The 16,544-nt window shown below is 67.1% G+C and carries 16 protein-coding genes and 1 pseudogene; 5 read left to right on the forward strand and 12 right to left on the reverse strand.

Translation table 11 applies throughout. From position 1 onward, the window contains the following. Window positions 1-4 precede the first annotated feature (4 nt). A complete protein-coding gene (locus BM353_RS10655; protein ID WP_092080535.1) occupies window positions 5-373 on the reverse strand; it encodes a response regulator in 369 nt (122 codons plus the stop codon). A gap of 246 nt (window positions 374-619) precedes the next feature. Between BM353_RS10655 and BM353_RS10660 the strand changes: the two genes are divergently transcribed. Beyond that, complete coding sequence (locus BM353_RS10660) at window positions 620-1,798, forward strand: lytic murein transglycosylase (protein WP_092080660.1); 1,179 nt, start codon at window positions 620-622, stop codon at window positions 1,796-1,798. A 130-nt stretch (window positions 1,799-1,928) separates the two neighbouring features. Beyond that, entirely contained in the window at window positions 1,929-2,741 is an 813-nt protein-coding gene (locus BM353_RS10665) for a PRC-barrel domain-containing protein (RefSeq protein WP_177220529.1), read from the forward strand. A gap of 66 nt (window positions 2,742-2,807) precedes the next feature. On the opposite strand, the gene arsB is transcribed toward BM353_RS10665, so the two are convergent. Genes arsB through smc form a run of 3 tightly spaced genes read right to left on the reverse strand, consistent with a single transcriptional unit; the run spans window position 2,808 to window position 7,722 of the window. Next, window positions 2,808-3,848: an ACR3 family arsenite efflux transporter gene (gene arsB, locus BM353_RS10670; RefSeq protein WP_092080541.1), complete on the reverse strand. Its 1,041-nt coding sequence runs from the start codon at window positions 3,846-3,848 to the stop codon at window positions 2,808-2,810. Then, a complete protein-coding gene (locus BM353_RS10675; protein WP_092080544.1) occupies window positions 3,845-4,216 on the reverse strand; it encodes an ArsR/SmtB family transcription factor in 372 nt (123 codons plus the stop codon). Before BM353_RS10675 ends, arsB begins: the two co-directional genes overlap by 4 nt. A gap of 50 nt (window positions 4,217-4,266) precedes the next feature. Next, window positions 4,267-7,722: a chromosome segregation protein SMC gene (gene smc / locus BM353_RS10680; RefSeq protein WP_092080549.1), complete on the reverse strand. Its 3,456-nt coding sequence runs from the start codon at window positions 7,720-7,722 to the stop codon at window positions 4,267-4,269. A gap of 210 nt (window positions 7,723-7,932) precedes the next feature. Between smc and BM353_RS10685 the strand changes: the two genes are divergently transcribed. Further along, a complete protein-coding gene (locus BM353_RS10685; RefSeq protein ID WP_092080553.1) occupies window positions 7,933-8,385 on the forward strand; it encodes a GNAT family N-acetyltransferase in 453 nt (150 codons plus the stop codon). A 160-nt stretch (window positions 8,386-8,545) separates the two neighbouring features. Next, on the forward strand, window positions 8,546-9,970 hold the full coding sequence (locus BM353_RS10690) for an L-serine ammonia-lyase (protein ID WP_092080556.1): 1,425 nt from the start codon (window positions 8,546-8,548) through the stop codon (window positions 9,968-9,970). Between the two features lie 10 nt (window positions 9,971-9,980). Here BM353_RS10690 and BM353_RS10695 read toward each other — a convergent pair whose 3' ends face one another. From BM353_RS10695 to BM353_RS10720, 6 genes are all read right to left on the reverse strand, one after another. After that, on the reverse strand, window positions 9,981-11,231 hold the full coding sequence (locus BM353_RS10695; protein ID WP_092080559.1) for an ABC transporter permease: 1,251 nt from the start codon (window positions 11,229-11,231) through the stop codon (window positions 9,981-9,983). After that, window positions 11,228-11,935, reverse strand: a complete 708-nt coding sequence (locus tag BM353_RS10700) for an ABC transporter ATP-binding protein (RefSeq protein ID WP_092080562.1) — start codon at window positions 11,933-11,935, stop codon at window positions 11,228-11,230. The genes BM353_RS10695 and BM353_RS10700 overlap by 4 nt, the downstream gene beginning before the upstream one ends. 97 nt (window positions 11,936-12,032) lie before the next feature. Then, entirely contained in the window at window positions 12,033-12,980 is a 948-nt protein-coding gene (locus BM353_RS10705) for a YihY/virulence factor BrkB family protein (protein WP_245759625.1), read from the reverse strand. Then, the gene (locus tag BM353_RS10710; protein ID WP_092080564.1) at window positions 12,977-14,293 is read right to left on the reverse strand and encodes a DUF3618 domain-containing protein; all 1,317 of its coding nucleotides are present in this window, start codon (window positions 14,291-14,293) and stop codon (window positions 12,977-12,979) included. The genes BM353_RS10705 and BM353_RS10710 overlap by 4 nt, the downstream gene beginning before the upstream one ends. Further along, window positions 14,286-14,699 (reverse strand): phage holin family protein, encoded by a 414-nt coding sequence (locus BM353_RS10715; protein ID WP_092080567.1) that lies wholly within the window; start codon window positions 14,697-14,699, stop codon window positions 14,286-14,288. Before BM353_RS10715 ends, BM353_RS10710 begins: the two co-directional genes overlap by 8 nt. Next, complete coding sequence (locus BM353_RS10720; RefSeq protein WP_092080570.1) at window positions 14,696-15,310, reverse strand: hypothetical protein; 615 nt, start codon at window positions 15,308-15,310, stop codon at window positions 14,696-14,698. Before BM353_RS10720 ends, BM353_RS10715 begins: the two co-directional genes overlap by 4 nt. Before the next feature lie 305 nt (window positions 15,311-15,615). Between BM353_RS10720 and BM353_RS10725 the strand changes: the two are divergent. After that, window positions 15,616-15,771: pseudogene (locus BM353_RS10725) on the forward strand (IS5/IS1182 family transposase); the annotation flags it as partial. An 88-nt stretch (window positions 15,772-15,859) separates the two neighbouring features. Here the strand turns inward: BM353_RS10725 and BM353_RS10730 are convergent. Continuing rightward, a complete protein-coding gene (locus tag BM353_RS10730) occupies window positions 15,860-16,141 on the reverse strand; it encodes a hypothetical protein (RefSeq protein WP_092080573.1) in 282 nt (93 codons plus the stop codon). Between the two features lie 128 nt (window positions 16,142-16,269). After that, window positions 16,270-16,506, reverse strand: a complete 237-nt coding sequence (locus tag BM353_RS16630; protein WP_143104149.1) for a hypothetical protein — start codon at window positions 16,504-16,506, stop codon at window positions 16,270-16,272. Window positions 16,507-16,544 lie beyond the last annotated feature (38 nt).

Below are 16,544 nucleotides of genomic sequence, written 5' to 3' on the forward strand. Positions count from 1 at the left end.
GCCGCTAGTCGTTCTTGGATCTGCCGTAGTGTTCGATCATCGCGGTGAGGTCTTCGGGCGGTGTGCGCGCGGGCAGGTAGGCGCAGACGCTCGGGCTCAACCCAAAGACCGATCCGTCCGAGAAGAAACTGGTGCTTGTCACGACGATGATCTTGGTCTGCGGCCAGCGGAATGTCACGAAATCGGCCACCACCAGCGGGCTTCCGTCGGCGAGGCCAAGGTCGAGAATGACCACCGAAACCTCGTGGTCCGACAAGTATTCTACCGCGGCATCCCCGTTGCCGATCCGGACAACCGAATTGCCCTGCCGTTCGATATGCCGTTGCCACAAACGGCCGAGGTTTTCATCACTTTCGACGATAAGGACGTCCATACAGTACCCATTTTGCGCGAGATCCGCGCCAAAGCGATGCGCGAGTGAGAGATATGCGCATCGAAATTATATTTGCAGCTATTGAAAATGCTTCAACAAAACTGGTGCTCAAAAAGCGGCAAGCCGCTCATGTTTCTTCTTAATAAGCGAAAGACCGCTCTTCCCCAGCAATCTCTCGCATTTCGACTGATTAACGATTTAATAACAGAGTACCACAAGCTGTCATGAAAAAAGTGTCTGGATATGATGAAAACTTTATCTAAAATTGCTCTGTCAGGGCTTCTGTTCGTCGCGTCCAACGCCGCCGTCGCGCAATGCGGAGGTAGTTTTTCGTCGTTCCTTCAAGGCGTTGCTGCGGAGGCCCAGAGAAAGGGGCTTTCTGCCCAAGTGGTTAACGGGTTCCTCGATGGCGCGCGGCAGGATGCGGCTGTTTTAAAGGCAGATCGGGCGCAAGGCGTCTTTCAGCTCCCGTTTCTCGACTTTTCCCAAAGACTTATCAGCCAGAACCGGCTTCAGAACGGGCGCGCGAATGCGCAGAAATGGGATGCGGTCTTTGACCGGGTCGAGCGCGAATACGGCGTCTCCCGGGGCGTTCTGCTGGCCTTTTGGGCCTTCGAGACGGACTTCGGACAGGTGCAGGGGTCTTTCAACACCCGCAACGCGCTGCTGACGCTCGCTCATGATTGCCGCCGCCCCGATCTCTTCCGGCCGCAGGTTTTCGCCGCGATGGAGCTTTACCGCCGGGGCGGGCTCGATCCGGCCAGCACAACCGGGGCCTGGGCCGGCGAGATCGGCATGGTCCAGATGCTTCCCGGCGATATTCTGGAGAACGGGGTCGATGGTGACGGCGACGGGCGGGTCTCGCTCAAGACCTCTCCGGCCGACGCGCTGTTGTCGGGGGCGAAAATGCTGCGCCATCTGGGTTGGCGCGCGGGCGAGCCGTGGTTGCAGGAGGTTGCGCTGCCGGCCGATTTCGATTGGTCCCAGACCGGGCTGGGCAACACGCGCCGCGTCTCCGACTGGGCCAAGGCTGGCGTACGCGCGCGCCAAGGGGCGCTCGGCCCGGCCAACCTGCGCGCTTCGGTCCTGCTCCCGCAGGGGCGCGGGGGGCCGGCCTTTCTCGCCTATCCCAATTTCAGCGTCCTCTTCGAGTGGAACAAGAGCTTCGTCTACGTGACCACTGCCGCCTATTTCGCAACCCGTCTGGAGGGCGCGCCGGTCTACACCGTTGCGGGCCCCGCGCCGGGGCTCGGGCCGCAAGGGATGGTCGCGCTGCAAAAGAAACTCACCGCGCGGGGGCATGACGTGGGCGCGATCGACGGGATCCTCGGCGCCAAGACCCGCGCCGCGGTTCAGGCGGAGCAAAACCGGCTCGGCCTGCCCGCCGATGCCTGGCCGACGCAGGACCTCCTCAACCGGCTCTGAGCCGCCGTCCACAGCGCGGCGGCGTTCCGCTCATCGCGAGACGCCGCCCGGGAACCTTCTGCCAGTTGCGCCGTTATCTCGCCATGAACGGCGGCACTTGCGCCGCGCGAAATTCTGGAGGTTTCTAACCATGAAAGGTTTTCTTGCAACAACCGCGATGGTGCTCGTCGCAGGCACGCCCCTGCTCGCGGACACCACGCTGAACGCCGACGCTGAAGCAAACGTCGAGACCAACGCCGAGATTGCGGCGGAAAGCGCCGAAACAAGCATCGAAGAAGGTGTGGCCAGCACGGCCAACGCCGCCGAAGAGATGGCGGACGAGGGCGCGCAGATGGCATCCGATGCGGCCAACGCGATCGAAGAGGCCGGCGAAGATGCGGTCGAGACCGCTGAAGAGCTGGGCAATGACGCGGCCAACACGGTCGACGGCCTGGCCAATGACGCCAGCCAGACCGCTGATATGATCGACGACACCGACGGCGAGATCGACGTCGAGCTGCAGGCCGAGACCAAGATGGCCGATGCGCATGACGCCAACGCCTCCGCCGAGATGGACTATTCCAACGACATCTTCCTCGGCTCCGAAACCATGGCCTCGGGCGCCTTCTCGGCCTCGACCCTGATCGGCAAATCGGTCTACACGACCGAGGTCGACTACGCCGGCGAAGCCACTGCTGAAGCCGATGCCGACTGGAACAACATCGGCGAGGTGAGCGACATCCTGCTCGGCGCGGATGGCAAGATGCAGTCCGTCATCCTCGACATCGGCGGGTTCCTCGGCCTGGGCGAGCACACCGTCGCCGTCAACCTCGACAAGCTGTCGCTGGTGGCGGATGCGGATGATGCGGGCGAATATTTCGTCGTGGTGCAATCCACCAAAGACGAGCTGATGGCCGCGCCCGAGTTCGAAATCGACGCGGTTGGCGAAGCGACGATGAACTGACGCCCATCTCCCTGGTGACGACCCGACCCGCCGCGCATCCCGCGGCGGGTTTTTTGCATGGGCCGGTCAGGGGAAACGCGCGCGTGTCCGGTTGGCGAAGGCCACGAGCGAGAGCATCACCGGCACCTCGACCAGCACGCCCACGACCGTCGCCAGCGCCGCGCCCGAGTGCAGGCCGAAGAGGCTGATCGCCACCGCGACGGCCAGTTCGAAGAAGTTCGACGTCCCGATCATTGCGCAAGGCGCGGCGATGCGGTGGGGCACGCCGAGCAGGTAGCTTGCGCCATAAGCGAGGGCGAAAATCGCGTAGCTCTGGACGAGGATCGGGACCGCGATGAGCGCGATGACGAAGGGTTTGGCGAGGAGCACATCGCCCTGAAGCCCGAAGAGGATCGCCACCGTGGCGACGAGGCCGATGACCGACCAGGGTTTGACCCTCGCCGAGAACCCCGCGATCGCGCGTTCCGAGCCGAGAAGCCGTCGCGTCGCCAGCCCGGCGAGCAGGGGCAGCAGCACGTAAAGCACCGTGGCGAGGATCAGCGTCTGCCACGGCACGGCGATGTCCGTCACCCCGAGCAAGAGCGCGACGATGGGCGCGAAGGCCACGACCATGATCAGATCATTCACCGACACCTGAACCAGCGTATAGGTCGCATCGCCGCGCGTCAGGTGGGACCAGACGAAGACCATCGCGGTGCAGGGCGCGGCGCCGAGCAGGATGAGCCCCGCGATATACTGGCTGGCGTCCTCGGGCGCGATCCAGGGGGCGAAGATGTGGTCGAAGAAGAGCACGGCGAGCAGGGCCATGGTGAAGGGTTTTATCAGCCAGTTGACCGCCAGCGTGATCAAGAGCCCCTTGGGCTGGCGCGCGACACCCGAGATCGCGCCGAAATCCACACCGACCATCATCGGATAGACCATCGCCCAGATCAGCACCGCCACCACGAGGTTGATCGAGGCAACCTCCGCCGCGGCGATGGCGGAGACGAGACCGGGCGCAATGACGCCGGCGGCGATGCCCACCACAGCGGCGAGCGCGACCCAGAGGGTCAGGTAGCGTTCGAATGCGCCGAGCCCTCCGGCGTCGGTGGCGGTCTGATCGGTCATGTCGGGTCCGGGTCTTTCGTCAGAGTAGGGGAGCAGCCGCCGGGCGCGGAAAGCTCCGCGAGCATTGGCTGGCAAAGCGCGGGATCCCCGCCGCAGCAATCTTCCATGAGAAAGCCGAGCAGGGCGCGCATCTGGTCGATCTCGGCGAAATACCGGATCGACCGGCCTTCGCGCGCGGCCCGGACAAGCCCGGCAGCGGCGAGAACATTGAGGTTGTTGGACAGGGTGTTGGGCCGGACGCCGAGCACGTCGGCGAGCGCGCCGGCGGCCAGCCCCTCGGGGCCGGTCTTCACCAGACGGCGAAAAATCTCGATCCGCAGCTCATGGGCCAGCGCGGCGAGGGCGGAGATCGCACCAGTCTTTTCCATAGTTCATGTATAATGGAAATGACTGACGCTGCAAGCGGTGATCGCGCCGCTCAGGCCACCATCTGCTCGGCCTTCTTGAGATCGACCGACACCAGCTGGCTCACGCCCTGTTCCTGCATCGTCACCCCGAAAAGCCGGTCCATCCGACTCATCGTCACGGCATGGTGGGTGATGATGAGGAACCGCGTGTCGGTGCGGCGGCACATCTCGTCGAGCAAATCGCAAAACCGCGTCACGTTGGCATCGTCGAGCGGCGCGTCCACCTCATCCAGCACGCAGATCGGCGCGGGGTTGGCGAGGAAGACCGCAAAGATGAGCGCCATGGCGGTCAGCGTCTGCTCGCCCCCCGACAGGAGCGACAGGGTCGAGAGCTTTTTGCCCGGCGGTTGACACATGATCTCGAGCCCCGCTTCGAGCGGATCGTCGCTCTCGATCAACTCAAGCCGCGCCTCGCCCCCGCCGAAAAGATGGGTGAAGAGCATCGAGAAATTGCTGTTGACCTGTTCGAAGGCGGTCAGGAGCCGCTCGCGCCCTTCCTTGTTGAGCCCGGCGATCCCGGCGCGCAGGGCGCGGATCGCCGCTTCGAGATCGGTCTTTTCCGACACCAACTCATCATGTTCCTGCTGAACCTCGATCGCGTCTTCCTCGGCCCGCAGGTTGACCGCGCCAAGCGCGTCGCGCTGACGTTTGAGCCGGTTGACGTCCGCCTCCAGCGCGTGGCTGTCGGGCATCGCCTCGGGATCGGCGTCGATCTTCTCCAGAAGCTCCTTCGGTGTGGTCTCGGCGTCCTCCTCGATGCGCTCGGCCGCCGCGGCGACCGTTTCGCGCGCGGCCTCGTGGCGGGCATCCGCCGCGGCCCGAGCCTCGCGCGCATCCGACGCCGCCCGCTCTGCATCCCGCTCATCGCCGACCGCCGTGCGGAGCGCGGTTTCCGCCTCCGCCAGCGCATCGGCTGCGCCGCGCCGCCGCGCCTCGGCCTTTTCCATCTCGCCTTGAAGCGCCGCGCGTTTTGCCGCCAGATCCGCTGGCACGTCCTGCGCCGTTTTCAGCTCGGCCTCCGAGCTGTCCTTGCGCTGCGAGAGCTCGGTGATCCGTTTGCCCGCCGTCTCCAGCCGGTGCTTCCAGCCGCTGAGCTCCTTGGTGACCTCCTGCGACCGGCGCAGCCGCGCCTCGCCCGCGCGGCGCAGCTCGTCATGGGCCGAGCGCTTGGCCATCATCGTCATCCGCGCCGCCTCGACCGTGACCTTGATGTCCTCGGCCTCGGCGCGCGCGGTGTCCAGATCGCCCAGCTCGGCCACGCCGCGTTCGGCCTCCAGCACCTGTTTGCGCGCTTCGGTCGCCTCATCCTCGTGCCGCGTCACGGCGAGGGCGAGGCTTTCCAGCTTGCCCTGCGCGAGGTTGCGATCCGCCTCGGCCCGGCTCAGCGCGCGGCTCGCCTCGGTCGCGGCGCGGTCGGCGGATTTGCGCGCCTCGCGGGCGGCGCGGTCCTCGGCGGTGCGCTCGGCAAGCTCGCGGGTCAGGGTCTCATGCGCGGCGCGGCTAGCCTCGGCGCGGGCGTTGGCGCGCTCGGACTCCTGCTTGAGCGCCTCCAGCCGGTTGAGCTGTTCAAGCCGCAAGGCTGCAGCGCTCGGCGCATCCTCCGCCGCGGCGCGATACCCGTCCCACCGCCACAGATCGCCCTCGGGGCTCACCAACCGCTGCCCGGGGCGCAACTCGGGTTGGAGCCGCGCGCCTTCCTCCGCGGAGACGAGGCCGATCTGGCTCAGCCGCCGTTCCAGCACATCGGGCACCGACACGTGCCGCGACAGCGCGGTGACGCCAGCGGGCAGGGGCTGCGCCGCGTCATAGGCGGGCAGAACGGCCCAGCCCGACGCGCGCCCCGGCGCGATTTCCGGCGCGCGCAGGTCATCGGCCAGCGCCGCGCCAAGCGCCTTTTCAAAGCCCTGCTCGACCTGAAGCCGATCCATGATCTGGCCGCCCTCGGCCGTGTCGCGCGCCAGCAACTTGCCGAGCGCGCCCACCTCGGCGCGCAGCGCGTTGAGCTCGCCATCGGCCTCCGAGCGCGATGCACGGGCCTCGGCCTCCCTGGCCTGCGCCTTTCCACGCGCGTCATCGGCGGCGCTCAGCGCCTCCTCGGCGGCCTGCACCGCGGCGCGGGCGGCCTCATCCTCGCGCGCGGCCTCGGCCAACCGCGCCTCGGCCGTCCGTTCCGCGTCGCGCGCGCTTTCCATCGCCGCGCGCGCCGTGTCCGCCGCCGTTTCCGAGCGCGAGAACGTCTTGCGGCTGTCATCAAGCAGCCGGTGCGCCGATTGGTGCCGCGCGGCGAGCCGGGCCACGTCTTCGGTCAGTTGGCTGAGGTCGGTCTCGCGCGCCTGCAGCACCTGCGCCGCATCGCGCGCCGCCGCGCTTGCCTGCTCCAGAGCCTCGTCATGACCCTCGCCCGCCTTGGCCAGCTCGCGCGCCTCCCATTCGAGCCGCTCGATCGTCTCGCCGGCATCGCGGTTGAGGCCGGCCTCGCGCTCCATGTCATGGGTCAGCTGCTCGATCCGCCCAACCAGCGTCTCGATCCGCTCGGCGGCGCGGGCCTCTTCGTCGGTCAGGCTGTCGCGCTGGACCGTGAGCCGCTGCAACACCGCCGCTGCGACGGCCTCTTCCTCGCGCAGGGGCGGGAGCGCGTCTTCGCATGCCGCGCGGGTCTTGGCCGCTTGCCGGGCGGCGGCTTCGGCCTTGGCAGCGTCGCTCGTGCGGGCCTGCAGCGTCGCCTGTGCCTCCAGCCGCGCTTCATCAGCCTCGCGCCAGCGGCGATAGAGCAACAGGCCCTCCGCCCTGCGCAGCTCCGTCCCGATCTCGCGATAGCGCGCGGCCTGCCGTGCCTGGCGGGCGAGCTGCCCGAGCTGCCCCGCGAGTTGCTCGATCACGTCATCGACCCGCCCGAGGTTGGTCTCCGCCGCACGCAGCTTGAGCTCGGCCTCGTGGCGCCGCTGGTAAAGCCCGCTGATCCCCGCCGCCTCTTCGAGAATGCGCCGCCGGTTCTTGGGCTTTGCGTTGATCAGTTCGGAAATCTGCCCCTGCCGCACCAGCGCGGGCGAATGCGCGCCGGTGGAGGCATCGGCAAACAGCATCTGCACATCGCGCGCCCGCACATCCTTGCCGTTGGCCTTGTAGGCGCTGCCGACGTCGCGGGTGATCCGGCGGATGATCTCGATGCTGTCGCTGTCGTTGAACCCGGCGGGCGCGAGCCGCTCGTGGTTGTCGATATGGAGCGAGACTTCGGCGAAATTGCGCGCGGGCCGGGTGGCCGCGCCCGCGAAGATCACGTCCTCCATCCCCCCGCCGCGCATCGCCGTGGGCCGGTTCTCGCCCATAACCCACCGCAGCGCCTCGAGCAGGTTGGACTTGCCGCAGCCGTTGGGCCCCACCACGCCGGTGAGACCGGAGGCGATGAGCAGATCGGTGGGGTCCACGAAACTCTTGAACCCTGTCAGACGAAGCTTTGAAAACCGCAAAATGTGCCTCACTGATTCCTGATTGCCACGAAATCTGGCGTGCCCGCAGGGGTTGAGTCAATCAAAACCACTGAATATGGCCGTTTGGCCCGGCTTATCCACAAGATATCGCGGCGGCGGCGGGAAACCCGCGGCTTGAGGGCGATCTTTTCTTGACCAAAAGGTTATTTTTATCACCAATGTCGTGGCCGACACAGCAAGGGTATCCAGATGTCACCCGTCGTAGCCCAGTCAGACCCCCGAGACCCGGACGCCTCAGCGCTTCTGCGCGCGAGCCATGCGCTGATGATGCGGCTGTTTTCGCCGGAGGAAAACCACTTCCTGTCGGTCGATGCGCTTGGCGCGCCCAACATTCGGTTCGTGACCGCGCGGGTCGGGGGGCGGGTCATGGGCTGCGGTGCGCTGAAGATCTGCGACGGCTACGGCGAGTTGAAATCCATGTTCACCGCGCCCGAGGCGCGGGGCAAGGGGGTGGCCGCGGCGGTGCTGACCCATCTGGAAGCCGAGGCGCGCAAGGAGGGGCTCCCGGTGATCCGGCTGGAGACGGGCGATCTGCTGCACGATGCGCATCGGCTCTACGCCCGGCACGGGTTTTCCGTCTGCGACGCGTTCGGGGATTACGAGGAAACCCCCAGCTCGATCTTCATGGAAAAGCTGCTCTAACCGCGCGCGCTATGCCCGCCGGGCGGCTGCATGTCTCGAATGGGCGCGATCTGTTCGCAGCCGCGCTTGCCCTTTGGCCCGCGCCGGGCGCAGTGTGGCTCCGAGTTGTGGCCTCGCGCCGCTAGTGCCAAACCCTCCAGCCCGCAAGGTGCCAGACCGCATGTTCCTCTCTGTCTTTGACATCTTCAAGATCGGCATCGGCCCGTCTTCGTCGCACACGATGGGCCCGATGGTGGCCGCGGCGCGGTTTCTGGAGGACCTGCGTGGCGGGGCGGAGCCGATCCCGGGGGCGGGGGCGCTGGCCTCGGTCGAGGCGGTGCTCTACGGCTCGCTCGCGCTGACCGGGAAGGGCCATGCGACGGATCGCGCGGTGGTCCTCGGGCTCTGCGGCCTTGTGCCAGAGACGCTTGATCCCGATGCGGCGGAGGGCCTTCTGGCCGAGGTTGCCGCGCGAAAACACGTCGCGCCACCGGGCCTGCCGGAGCTCGCCTTCGACCCGGCGCGCGATATCCGGTTCGACTTCGGCCCGCCGCTGGAGGGCCATGCCAACGGGATGGAGCTGCGCGCCTTCGATGCGGCCGGAAACCCCTATCACAGCGCGCGCTACTACTCGATCGGTGGCGGCTTCGTGCTCTCCGAGGCCGAGCTGCGCGCCCAGTCGGAAGAGGGCGCTCGCGCGCCGGAGGTCTCGGGCGTCCCCTATCCCTTCACCAACGCCGCCGAAATGCTGGCCATGTCCCACAGCTCGGGCAAAAGCATCGCCGCGATGAAACGGGCCAACGAGGTCAAGCTTTCGGCCGACGGATCGGGCGAGGGATCGGCCGCGCGGCTCGATGCGCGGCTCGATGCGCTCTGGGGCGTCATGGATGGTTGCATCACTCGGGGGCTGGGGCAGGACGGCATCCTGCCCGGCGGGCTCAACGTGCGCCGCCGCGCCGCCGCGATCCACCGCGCGCTGGAGGCCGAACGGGGGCGCAACCTCGCCCAGCCCCACGCCGCGAACGATTGGATCAGCGTCTATGCCATGGCCGTCAACGAGGAAAACGCCGCCGGCGGGCGCGTCGTCACCTCGCCCACGAACGGGGCGGCGGGGGTGGTGCCGGCGGTGATGCGCTACTACCGCGACCATTGCGTCGGGGCGAACACGCAGGGGCTGCGCGAGATGCTGCTGGTGGCCGCGGCGATCGGCGGCATCATCAAGCACAACGCCTCGATCTCGGGCGCGGAGGTCGGCTGTCAGGGCGAGGTCGGCTCGGCGGCGGCGATGGCGGCGGCGGGGCTCTGCGCCGCGCTTGGCGGGAGTAGTGCGCAGATCGAGAATGCGGCCGAGATCGCGCTGGAGCATCACCTCGGGATGACCTGCGATCCCGCGGCGGGGCTGGTGCAGGTGCCGTGTATCGAGCGCAACGCGCTTGGCGCGATCAAGGCGGTCGCGGCCGCGAGCCTCGCCCTGCGCGGCGATGGCAACCACGTCATGCCGCTCGACAATTGCGTCCGCGTGATGTTGGAAACCGGGCGCGACATGAACGCGAAGTACAAGGAAACCTCCACCGGCGGGATCGCGGTGAACATCCCCGAATGCTAGGCGGCGCGGATCAGATCCGCACGGTCATCCCGTCCGCGAGCGAGAGCCGGTAGGCGCGCAGCGCGGGCAGGAGGCTGGCGAGCGCCGCGGCACCGATGACAGCGCCGAGCATCCACAGCTCGCGCGCATCGGGCCAGCCCAGCGGCAGCCAGATGCCGTAGCTCGCGTCGATCCAGGGCCGGGCAATCGCGAGCCCGCCGTAAAGCAGCGCGCCGCCGATGGCCGCCCCGAGAGCGGCCATGACCACCGCTTCGACCACCAGCAGCCCGAGGATCACCGAAGGCGAGGCGCCCATCGCGCGCCATATCGCCATCTCGCGCCGGCGCTCGCCGAGGCTGGAGAAAATCATCGCCATCATGCCGATCAGCGCCGTGATCACCACCATCGCCGACACCCCGATGAGCGCGGTCTCGGCGATGCCCACGATCTGCCAGAGCTCCTGCAACGCGACGCCGGGAAGGATCGCGAGCAGCGGCTCGTCGGGGTAGGTGTTGATCCAGCGTTGCAACCCGAAGATCCGCAAACGGGACTCGACGCCGACGAGGGCGGCGGTGATCGCCTTGGGCTCCAGGTCCATCTGGCGGATGACGTCTTGCGGGGTGGGCGCGCCGGGCCGCTGGCCGCCGCTTTGCCAATCCACGTGGATCGCCTCGATGGCCTCCAGCCCCACGATCACCGTCCGGTCCACCGGGGTGCCTGTCTTGGCCAGCACGCCCGCGACGCGGAAGGGCTGATCCGCATGGTCGGTGAAGGAGGCGATGCCATGCGAGACCACGATGGGATCCCCGGTCACATAGCCCAGCGTCCGGGCCACATCCGCGCCGATCACTGCGTCGTAAAGGTCTTCCAGCCCATGGCCCTCGGCCAGCTCCAGCGCGCGGCCCCCGCGGTATTTGTAGCGTTCGAAAAACGCCGGGGTGGTGCCCATGACGCGGAACTGCCGGTGGCTGTCGCCAAGCGAAATCGGCACGATCCAGTCCACGTCGGGCCGCGCCGCGATCTCCTGATAGCTCTCCCAGGTGAGGTTGTTGGTCGCGTTGCCGATGCGAAAGACCGAGTAGAGCAGGAGCTGGACCGAGCCGGAGCGCGCGCCGACGATGAGGTCCGTCCCCGAGATGGTATCGGCAAAGCTCGCCCGCGCGCCGTTGCGCATCTTTTCCACCCCGAGGAACAGGGCGACGGAGAGGGCGATGGCGAGCACCGTGAGCCCCACGGTGAGGGCACGGGCCCGGAGCGAGCCGAGGATGAGGCGGAGCATCATGCGGCGGTCCTCCCGGTGGTGACGATGTCGGCGAGCTGGACGGTCCGGTCGAACTGAGCCGCGAGGCGGGCGTCGTGGCTGACCATGAGGAGCGAGGAGCCCGTGGCGCGGAGTTGGTCGAAGAGCAGAGTGAGAAACCCGTCCTGGGCAGCGGCATCGAGCGAGGAGGTCGGCTCGTCGGCGACGATGAGCGGCGGGGATCCGATGAGCGCGCGCGCCACTGCGATGCGCTGTTGCTGGCCGACGCTGAAGCGGCCGGCGGGCGCGGTCTCGACCCCGGGCGGCAGGCCGAGCGCCGCGCAGAGCGCCGTCACCTGCGCGCCCGCATCGCCCGCGCGCTTGCGCCGCTCCGGTGCGAAGCGCAGCGGCAGGCAGATGTTGTCGGCCACACTGGCATAGGGCAGCAAGTTGAATTGCTGGAAGATCACGCCGATCTGCTCGGCCCGGAGCCGGTCCCGCGCTGCGGCGCCGCGCTTGCCCAGATCTTCGCCGCCCACCAGGACGCGCCCGCGATCGGCCACGATTATCCCGCAGATCAGCGACAGCAGCGTCGATTTTCCCGACCCGCTCTCCCCAAGCAGCAGAACGCGCTCGCCGCGAGCCACCTCGAAGGCGGGGCAGTCGAGCGTGAAGCCTGCCGGGCCCGGCCACCGGAAAAGTACGTCCGTGAGGCGGACGGCCGGGGTCTGATCTCTGTCGGGCATCGGGCCGGCTCGCTGACTTGTTCGCGGTTGGCCGATGTTTAGGCGGGAACTGACAGCGGGGCAATCACCTCGTGGCGGGCCTGCCCCCGCGCGCGGCCTATTCGGCCAACGTGTCGGCCTTGACCGCGCCGCGCGCGCCCATGGGCATTGGCGTGCCGGTCGTCGTATCGACGCGGGTTTCGGCCTCGGATTCGGCGTTGATCTCGGCGCCGATCAGGATGAGCAGCGCGGAAATCCACAGCCAGACCAGCAAGATGACCACCCCGGCGATGGCGCCGAACGTCTCTTGATAGCTGGCGAAATTGCTCACGTAGATCGAGAACCCGACAGAGGCCGCGAGCCAGAGCACCGTCGCGATGACCGCCCCCGGTGTGAGCCAGCGCCAGTTGGCCGGCTCCCGGCACGGGGCGAAGCGGTAGAGCACGCCGAGCCCCAGCATGGCGATCAGTGTCAGCGCGACCCACCGCAGCAGGCCGATCACCATCTCGACGGCCGGGCCGAGGGAGAGAAGCTGGAGGATGGGCGGGAGGATCACGGTCGCGGCGAGGCCGATGATCATGCCGAAAATGAGAAACAGGGTCAGCGCGAAGCGCAGCGCGTAGCCGGCGACAAAGCCGCGCGAGTCGCGTTCGTCATAGGCAAGGTTGATCCCCTGGATCAGGCTGCCGACCCCGTTGGAGGCGGAATAGAGCGCAAGGCCGAGGCCGAGGATGGCGGCGATGCCGAGCCCGTCTTCATCGCTGCCCGCGACCGAGCTTGCCTGGCCGATGATGATCTCGGCGGCGGCGTCGGGGACGATGCTGGAGACGGTTTCGATCTGGGCCGTGACCTGCGCGGGATCGAAGAGGAGCCCGGCGATGGCCATCAGCGCGGTAATGCCGGGAAAGAGCGCGAGCAGCCCGTAGAAGGCGACCCCCGCGGCGACCAGCGTGAGCCGGTCATTCACCATCTCGGCCTGAACCCGTTTGAGAATGGCGAACCACCCGCGCCAGGGGATCTGGCGCGGGCGGGCGGCCTTGCGGCCTTTCTTGCGGGCTTCGCTCACGAGGGCTCGCCGAGTTTTTGCTTCTTGGCCTCGTCGCGCGCGGCCTCGACCACGCGGGACGCGCCGTCCTTGGCCTTGTCCTTGGCCGTGGCGGCGGCGTGTTCGGCGGCGGATTTATGGCCCGGAGCCTTGCCATCGATCTCGGCGCGCTCTTCTTCGAGCACCTCCCGAGCCGTGGACATCGCGCGATCTGCGACCTTCATCGCCTTTTGCCGTTCGTTCTCGAAGGTCCGGCGCGCGCGCTCGGCGTAGCGGTCGGACTGCTCGCCCAGGAGCTCGTCTTCCTGACGCGTGCGGGGCAGGGCGCCGGCAAGGATCGCGCCGGCGGCAAGGGCGAGGCCGCCCACAACCAGCGGATTCTCGTCGTAGAACCGCTGCGCCTTGTCGGTCCCGATACGGGCGCGGCGCATGGTCTCGCGGCGTGCCTTGACCGCGGCCCAGCGGGCGGCGATCACACGTTCGCGCGCGTCTTCGGCCAGCTCTTCGGTTCCGCGGGCGAGGCGCCGGCGAATGCGGCGCGCTTTGGCGGCGGTGCTGTCCTGCGCGGCGCGGAGCCGGTCGCGGGTGTTTGCGGCGCCATCCTTGATGCGCTCGCCCGCGTCCTTGAGCGTCTCACCGGCGCGATCGCGTGCGTCACCCGCCTTGGCCGAGATCCCGTCCGCGGTCTCGCGGCCCTTGTCACCGATCGCCTGGGCGTGATCCCGGGCGGCATCGCCGATCGAGGATCCGGCTGCGGCGAGCCGATCGCCAAACCCGGCGTCGTCTGCACCCGCGTCTTCATCCGCGTCGTCCCCAAAAGGATCGTCATCGGCATAGAGCCAATCGTCGTCATCGGGGAAACGCTCGGTCCGGCCATCGGAGAGCACGCCATCGCCGGCGCGGTCCGCGAGGGTTGCGCCCGAGGCATCCGGCGCGCGATAGGCGAGCGGATCAGCGGCCACCGGCGCGCGGCGGGAGGGCAGGGGATCGACCGGCGCGCGGCTTGCGCCCGGCGCCGAGGTGCCGGACCCGCTGTCGCTGTCGCGGCCAAAGCTGGCGGAGGCGACGGCGCGCTTGTCCTCATCCCAGGACCGGCCGCTCATGAGCCAGGCCAGCCCGACGCCGGTGAGGGCGAGGGCGACGGGGTTGCGTTTCACCGATTGGGTGATCGCGCTGCCGATGTCCTGTCCATGATCGCTCAGCCCGCGTCCCAGTTCGCGCAGAAGGCGCTCGGGCGAGATACGGTCCTGCAGTTCATCCACGGTGCGGCCGAGACGGGCGCGCTCGCGCTCGATCTCGCGTTCGATCTGATCGGGGGTTCGTGTGTCAGACATGTTCGGTTCCTCCTGTGAGGGCGCGGGTGTCGCGCTTGATGTTCTCTGCGGTGCGGCTCGGGGCGAGGCTGGAGAGCTTGAGATCGTTCGAGCCCTTGTAGATGAGGCCAGCCGCGATCGCGCCGAGCACGAGCCCGACGAGGAAGGCCGCCCAGCCCGCATCCATCCCGGCCTCGGTGAGCCCGGAGACCACGGCGGCGGAGAGCACGTTGAGCGCGGTGAGCGAGATCACGACCGCCCCGACGAGCATCCCCAGAGCGCCCGCGGCGCGGCGCAGGTTCTGATCCACTTCGGCGCGGGCAAGGTCGACCTCGCCGCGCACGAGCGTCGAGATGTGCTTGATGGCATCACCGAAGAGCGAGCCGGTGCTGTTCGGCGTGGTTGTGTCGGTGTCTTGCGCGCTCATTTGTCCTCTCCCGTGGGTTGGAGCTGGGGCGTGGTCGCCACCGGCGGTTGGGGGTTTGTCGGCGGCGGGGTTGCCGCGCTCGGGGCAGCAGGGCGGCGGGAGATCTCGGCGTCCAGCGCCGCGTCTTCCTCTTCGCTGCCCCAGTAGCGGGACAGATCGACGGAGCTCTCGCCGCCCTCTTTCGAGGCACGGGCGAGCCGTGTGCCGGCAAATCCCAGAAGCGCCGCGCCGCCGATAAACGCCAGCGGATTGCGGCGGGCGAACCCGGTTACATCGGAGACGATCTCCCCGAGATCCTTGCCGCGGACGGTGTCCGAGACATCGGCCAGCGACTGGGCGATCTGGCCCAGACCGCGCGCCTGCGGCGAGCCGTCCTGAAGCTCATCCGCGGCCTTGCGCAGCGCATCGCCCAGATCCGAGATCTCGTTGGCGGCCGTTGATTTGGCGGCTTCGCCGCGGCGATTGGCCTCTTCGCTGGCCTGGGCTTTCAAGCGGTTCACGGCGTCACTGGCGCCGGATCTGATGTCCTGCCCCAGATCCTTTGCGGCCTGGCCCGCTGTCTCGCGGCTGTCGCGCGACGATGATGTTGAGGGCGCGTTCGACTGTGTCATGTGCTCTCTCCTAATTTTGTTGGGTGGGCCGTCAGGCAACGACGTTCAGAAGGGCGACTACGATGACGAAGAGCCCGACCAGATAGATGATACTGTGCATTTCAACCTCCTTCGCTGGGCGTCAGATACCCGCGGTTTGTCTGACGAACTGACGCGCAGAACGCCGGGAAGTTCCCGCAAGCGGCCAAGTTTTTAGTTCTCGAGGGGTGGGCAGGGGCGGAATTTCGGCAACGTTGGTATCAGGCTCAGGCCCCTTTGATTTTGGCAGAAGGGGATGGTTCACCGCGGGAAAACTGAGCGGCTATTTGTCTGATCTCTTCTGGCTGAGCGATGCACAAATGGCGCGGCTGGGGTCTTGCTTTCCGACGCCCCACGGCGAGACACGCGTCGATGGTCGGCGCGTCCTGATCGGGTTTATCTTTATCAATCGCAATGGGTTGCGCTGTGGGGGCGCACAGAAGGCAGTGAGGACGGGATCAAGATCTCCCGGGGATAGCTTCTCGTGTGGCGATCGCGCGACCCGCGGTAAATTGGTGCCAGGACAGGGCTCTAGAAATCGTCAAGTTCTGGAACCTTCCCAAGCCTTACAAGGAAGCTCGGTTCGCCAACTTCTCCACTGGCAGGATCTTCCGTCACCATGTAGGCGTCCGCGCCTGCGCAATCCTCCGATTGCGCCTCTCGTTCGGCTCTGTTTTGTGCTTCGGATGCTGTTGAATATTCAAGCTGCTTGGCAATTTTCAGGCCAGCCGGCCCGTTGCGCCCAGCCTTTGTTTCAACATAAGTCTGGCAGATATAGTGGATTTTTTCTGAGGATCGCTCTGCGTTTGTCATGAATAGTTCCTTGTGATCGGCAGGGACGATTAGACGCTGCTGGGAGCAGCCCTGTCCGATTGCCGCCTTTTTTGAAGTGCCCGTTTTCCGGCGGCGCACATCACTGAAACATAACCGCCGAAGTTTAACTACCGGGTCGAAGCGGCTTTCGAGCGGCGCGATTTGGACGCGGCTGAATTTTTGGGCACAGGTGGCGTGTTTGCTTCTCTTTCAAGGCGAGCATTGCGCAGTCGGGAATTCTTGGCGTCACGTAGTTCGGTTTCTTCGTCGATCATTTGCCTGACGACACGCGTCGTCTTGTCCATCGCGGTTTCTGGTTTAGTGTCATTCACTTTGAACAGATTGCGTTTTGTGAGTTTCGACAATTTCAGGTCCTTTGTTTTGCAGATCGGCCGGACCAAGC

The organism is Poseidonocella sedimentorum (genome assembly GCF_900116005.1).
Lineage (GTDB): Bacteria > Pseudomonadota > Alphaproteobacteria > Rhodobacterales > Rhodobacteraceae > Poseidonocella > Poseidonocella sedimentorum.

Coding starts and splice junctions, on each gene's coding strand:
- BM353_RS10700 (WP_092080562.1), bottom strand. CDS start 11,935: ATGCCCGACAGAGATCAGACCCCGGCCGTCCGCCTCACGGACGTACTT.
- BM353_RS10715 (WP_092080567.1), bottom strand. CDS start 14,699: ATGAGCGCGCAAGACACCGACACAACCACGCCGAACAGCACCGGCTCG.
- BM353_RS10665 (WP_177220529.1), top strand. CDS start 1,929: ATGAAAGGTTTTCTTGCAACAACCGCGATGGTGCTCGTCGCAGGCACG.
- BM353_RS10655 (WP_092080535.1), bottom strand. CDS start 373: ATGGACGTCCTTATCGTCGAAAGTGATGAAAACCTCGGCCGTTTGTGG.
- BM353_RS10675 (WP_092080544.1), bottom strand. CDS start 4,216: ATGGAAAAGACTGGTGCGATCTCCGCCCTCGCCGCGCTGGCCCATGAG.
- BM353_RS10690 (WP_092080556.1), top strand. CDS start 8,546: ATGTTCCTCTCTGTCTTTGACATCTTCAAGATCGGCATCGGCCCGTCT.
- BM353_RS10710 (WP_092080564.1), bottom strand. CDS start 14,293: ATGTCTGACACACGAACCCCCGATCAGATCGAACGCGAGATCGAGCGC.
- BM353_RS10685 (WP_092080553.1), top strand. CDS start 7,933: ATGTCACCCGTCGTAGCCCAGTCAGACCCCCGAGACCCGGACGCCTCA.
- BM353_RS10695 (WP_092080559.1), bottom strand. CDS start 11,231: ATGATGCTCCGCCTCATCCTCGGCTCGCTCCGGGCCCGTGCCCTCACC.
- BM353_RS10730 (WP_092080573.1), bottom strand. CDS start 16,141: ATGACAAACGCAGAGCGATCCTCAGAAAAAATCCACTATATCTGCCAG.
- BM353_RS10660 (WP_092080660.1), top strand. CDS start 620: ATGAAAACTTTATCTAAAATTGCTCTGTCAGGGCTTCTGTTCGTCGCG.
- BM353_RS10720 (WP_092080570.1), bottom strand. CDS start 15,310: ATGACACAGTCGAACGCGCCCTCAACATCATCGTCGCGCGACAGCCGC.
- arsB (WP_092080541.1), bottom strand. CDS start 3,848: ATGACCGATCAGACCGCCACCGACGCCGGAGGGCTCGGCGCATTCGAA.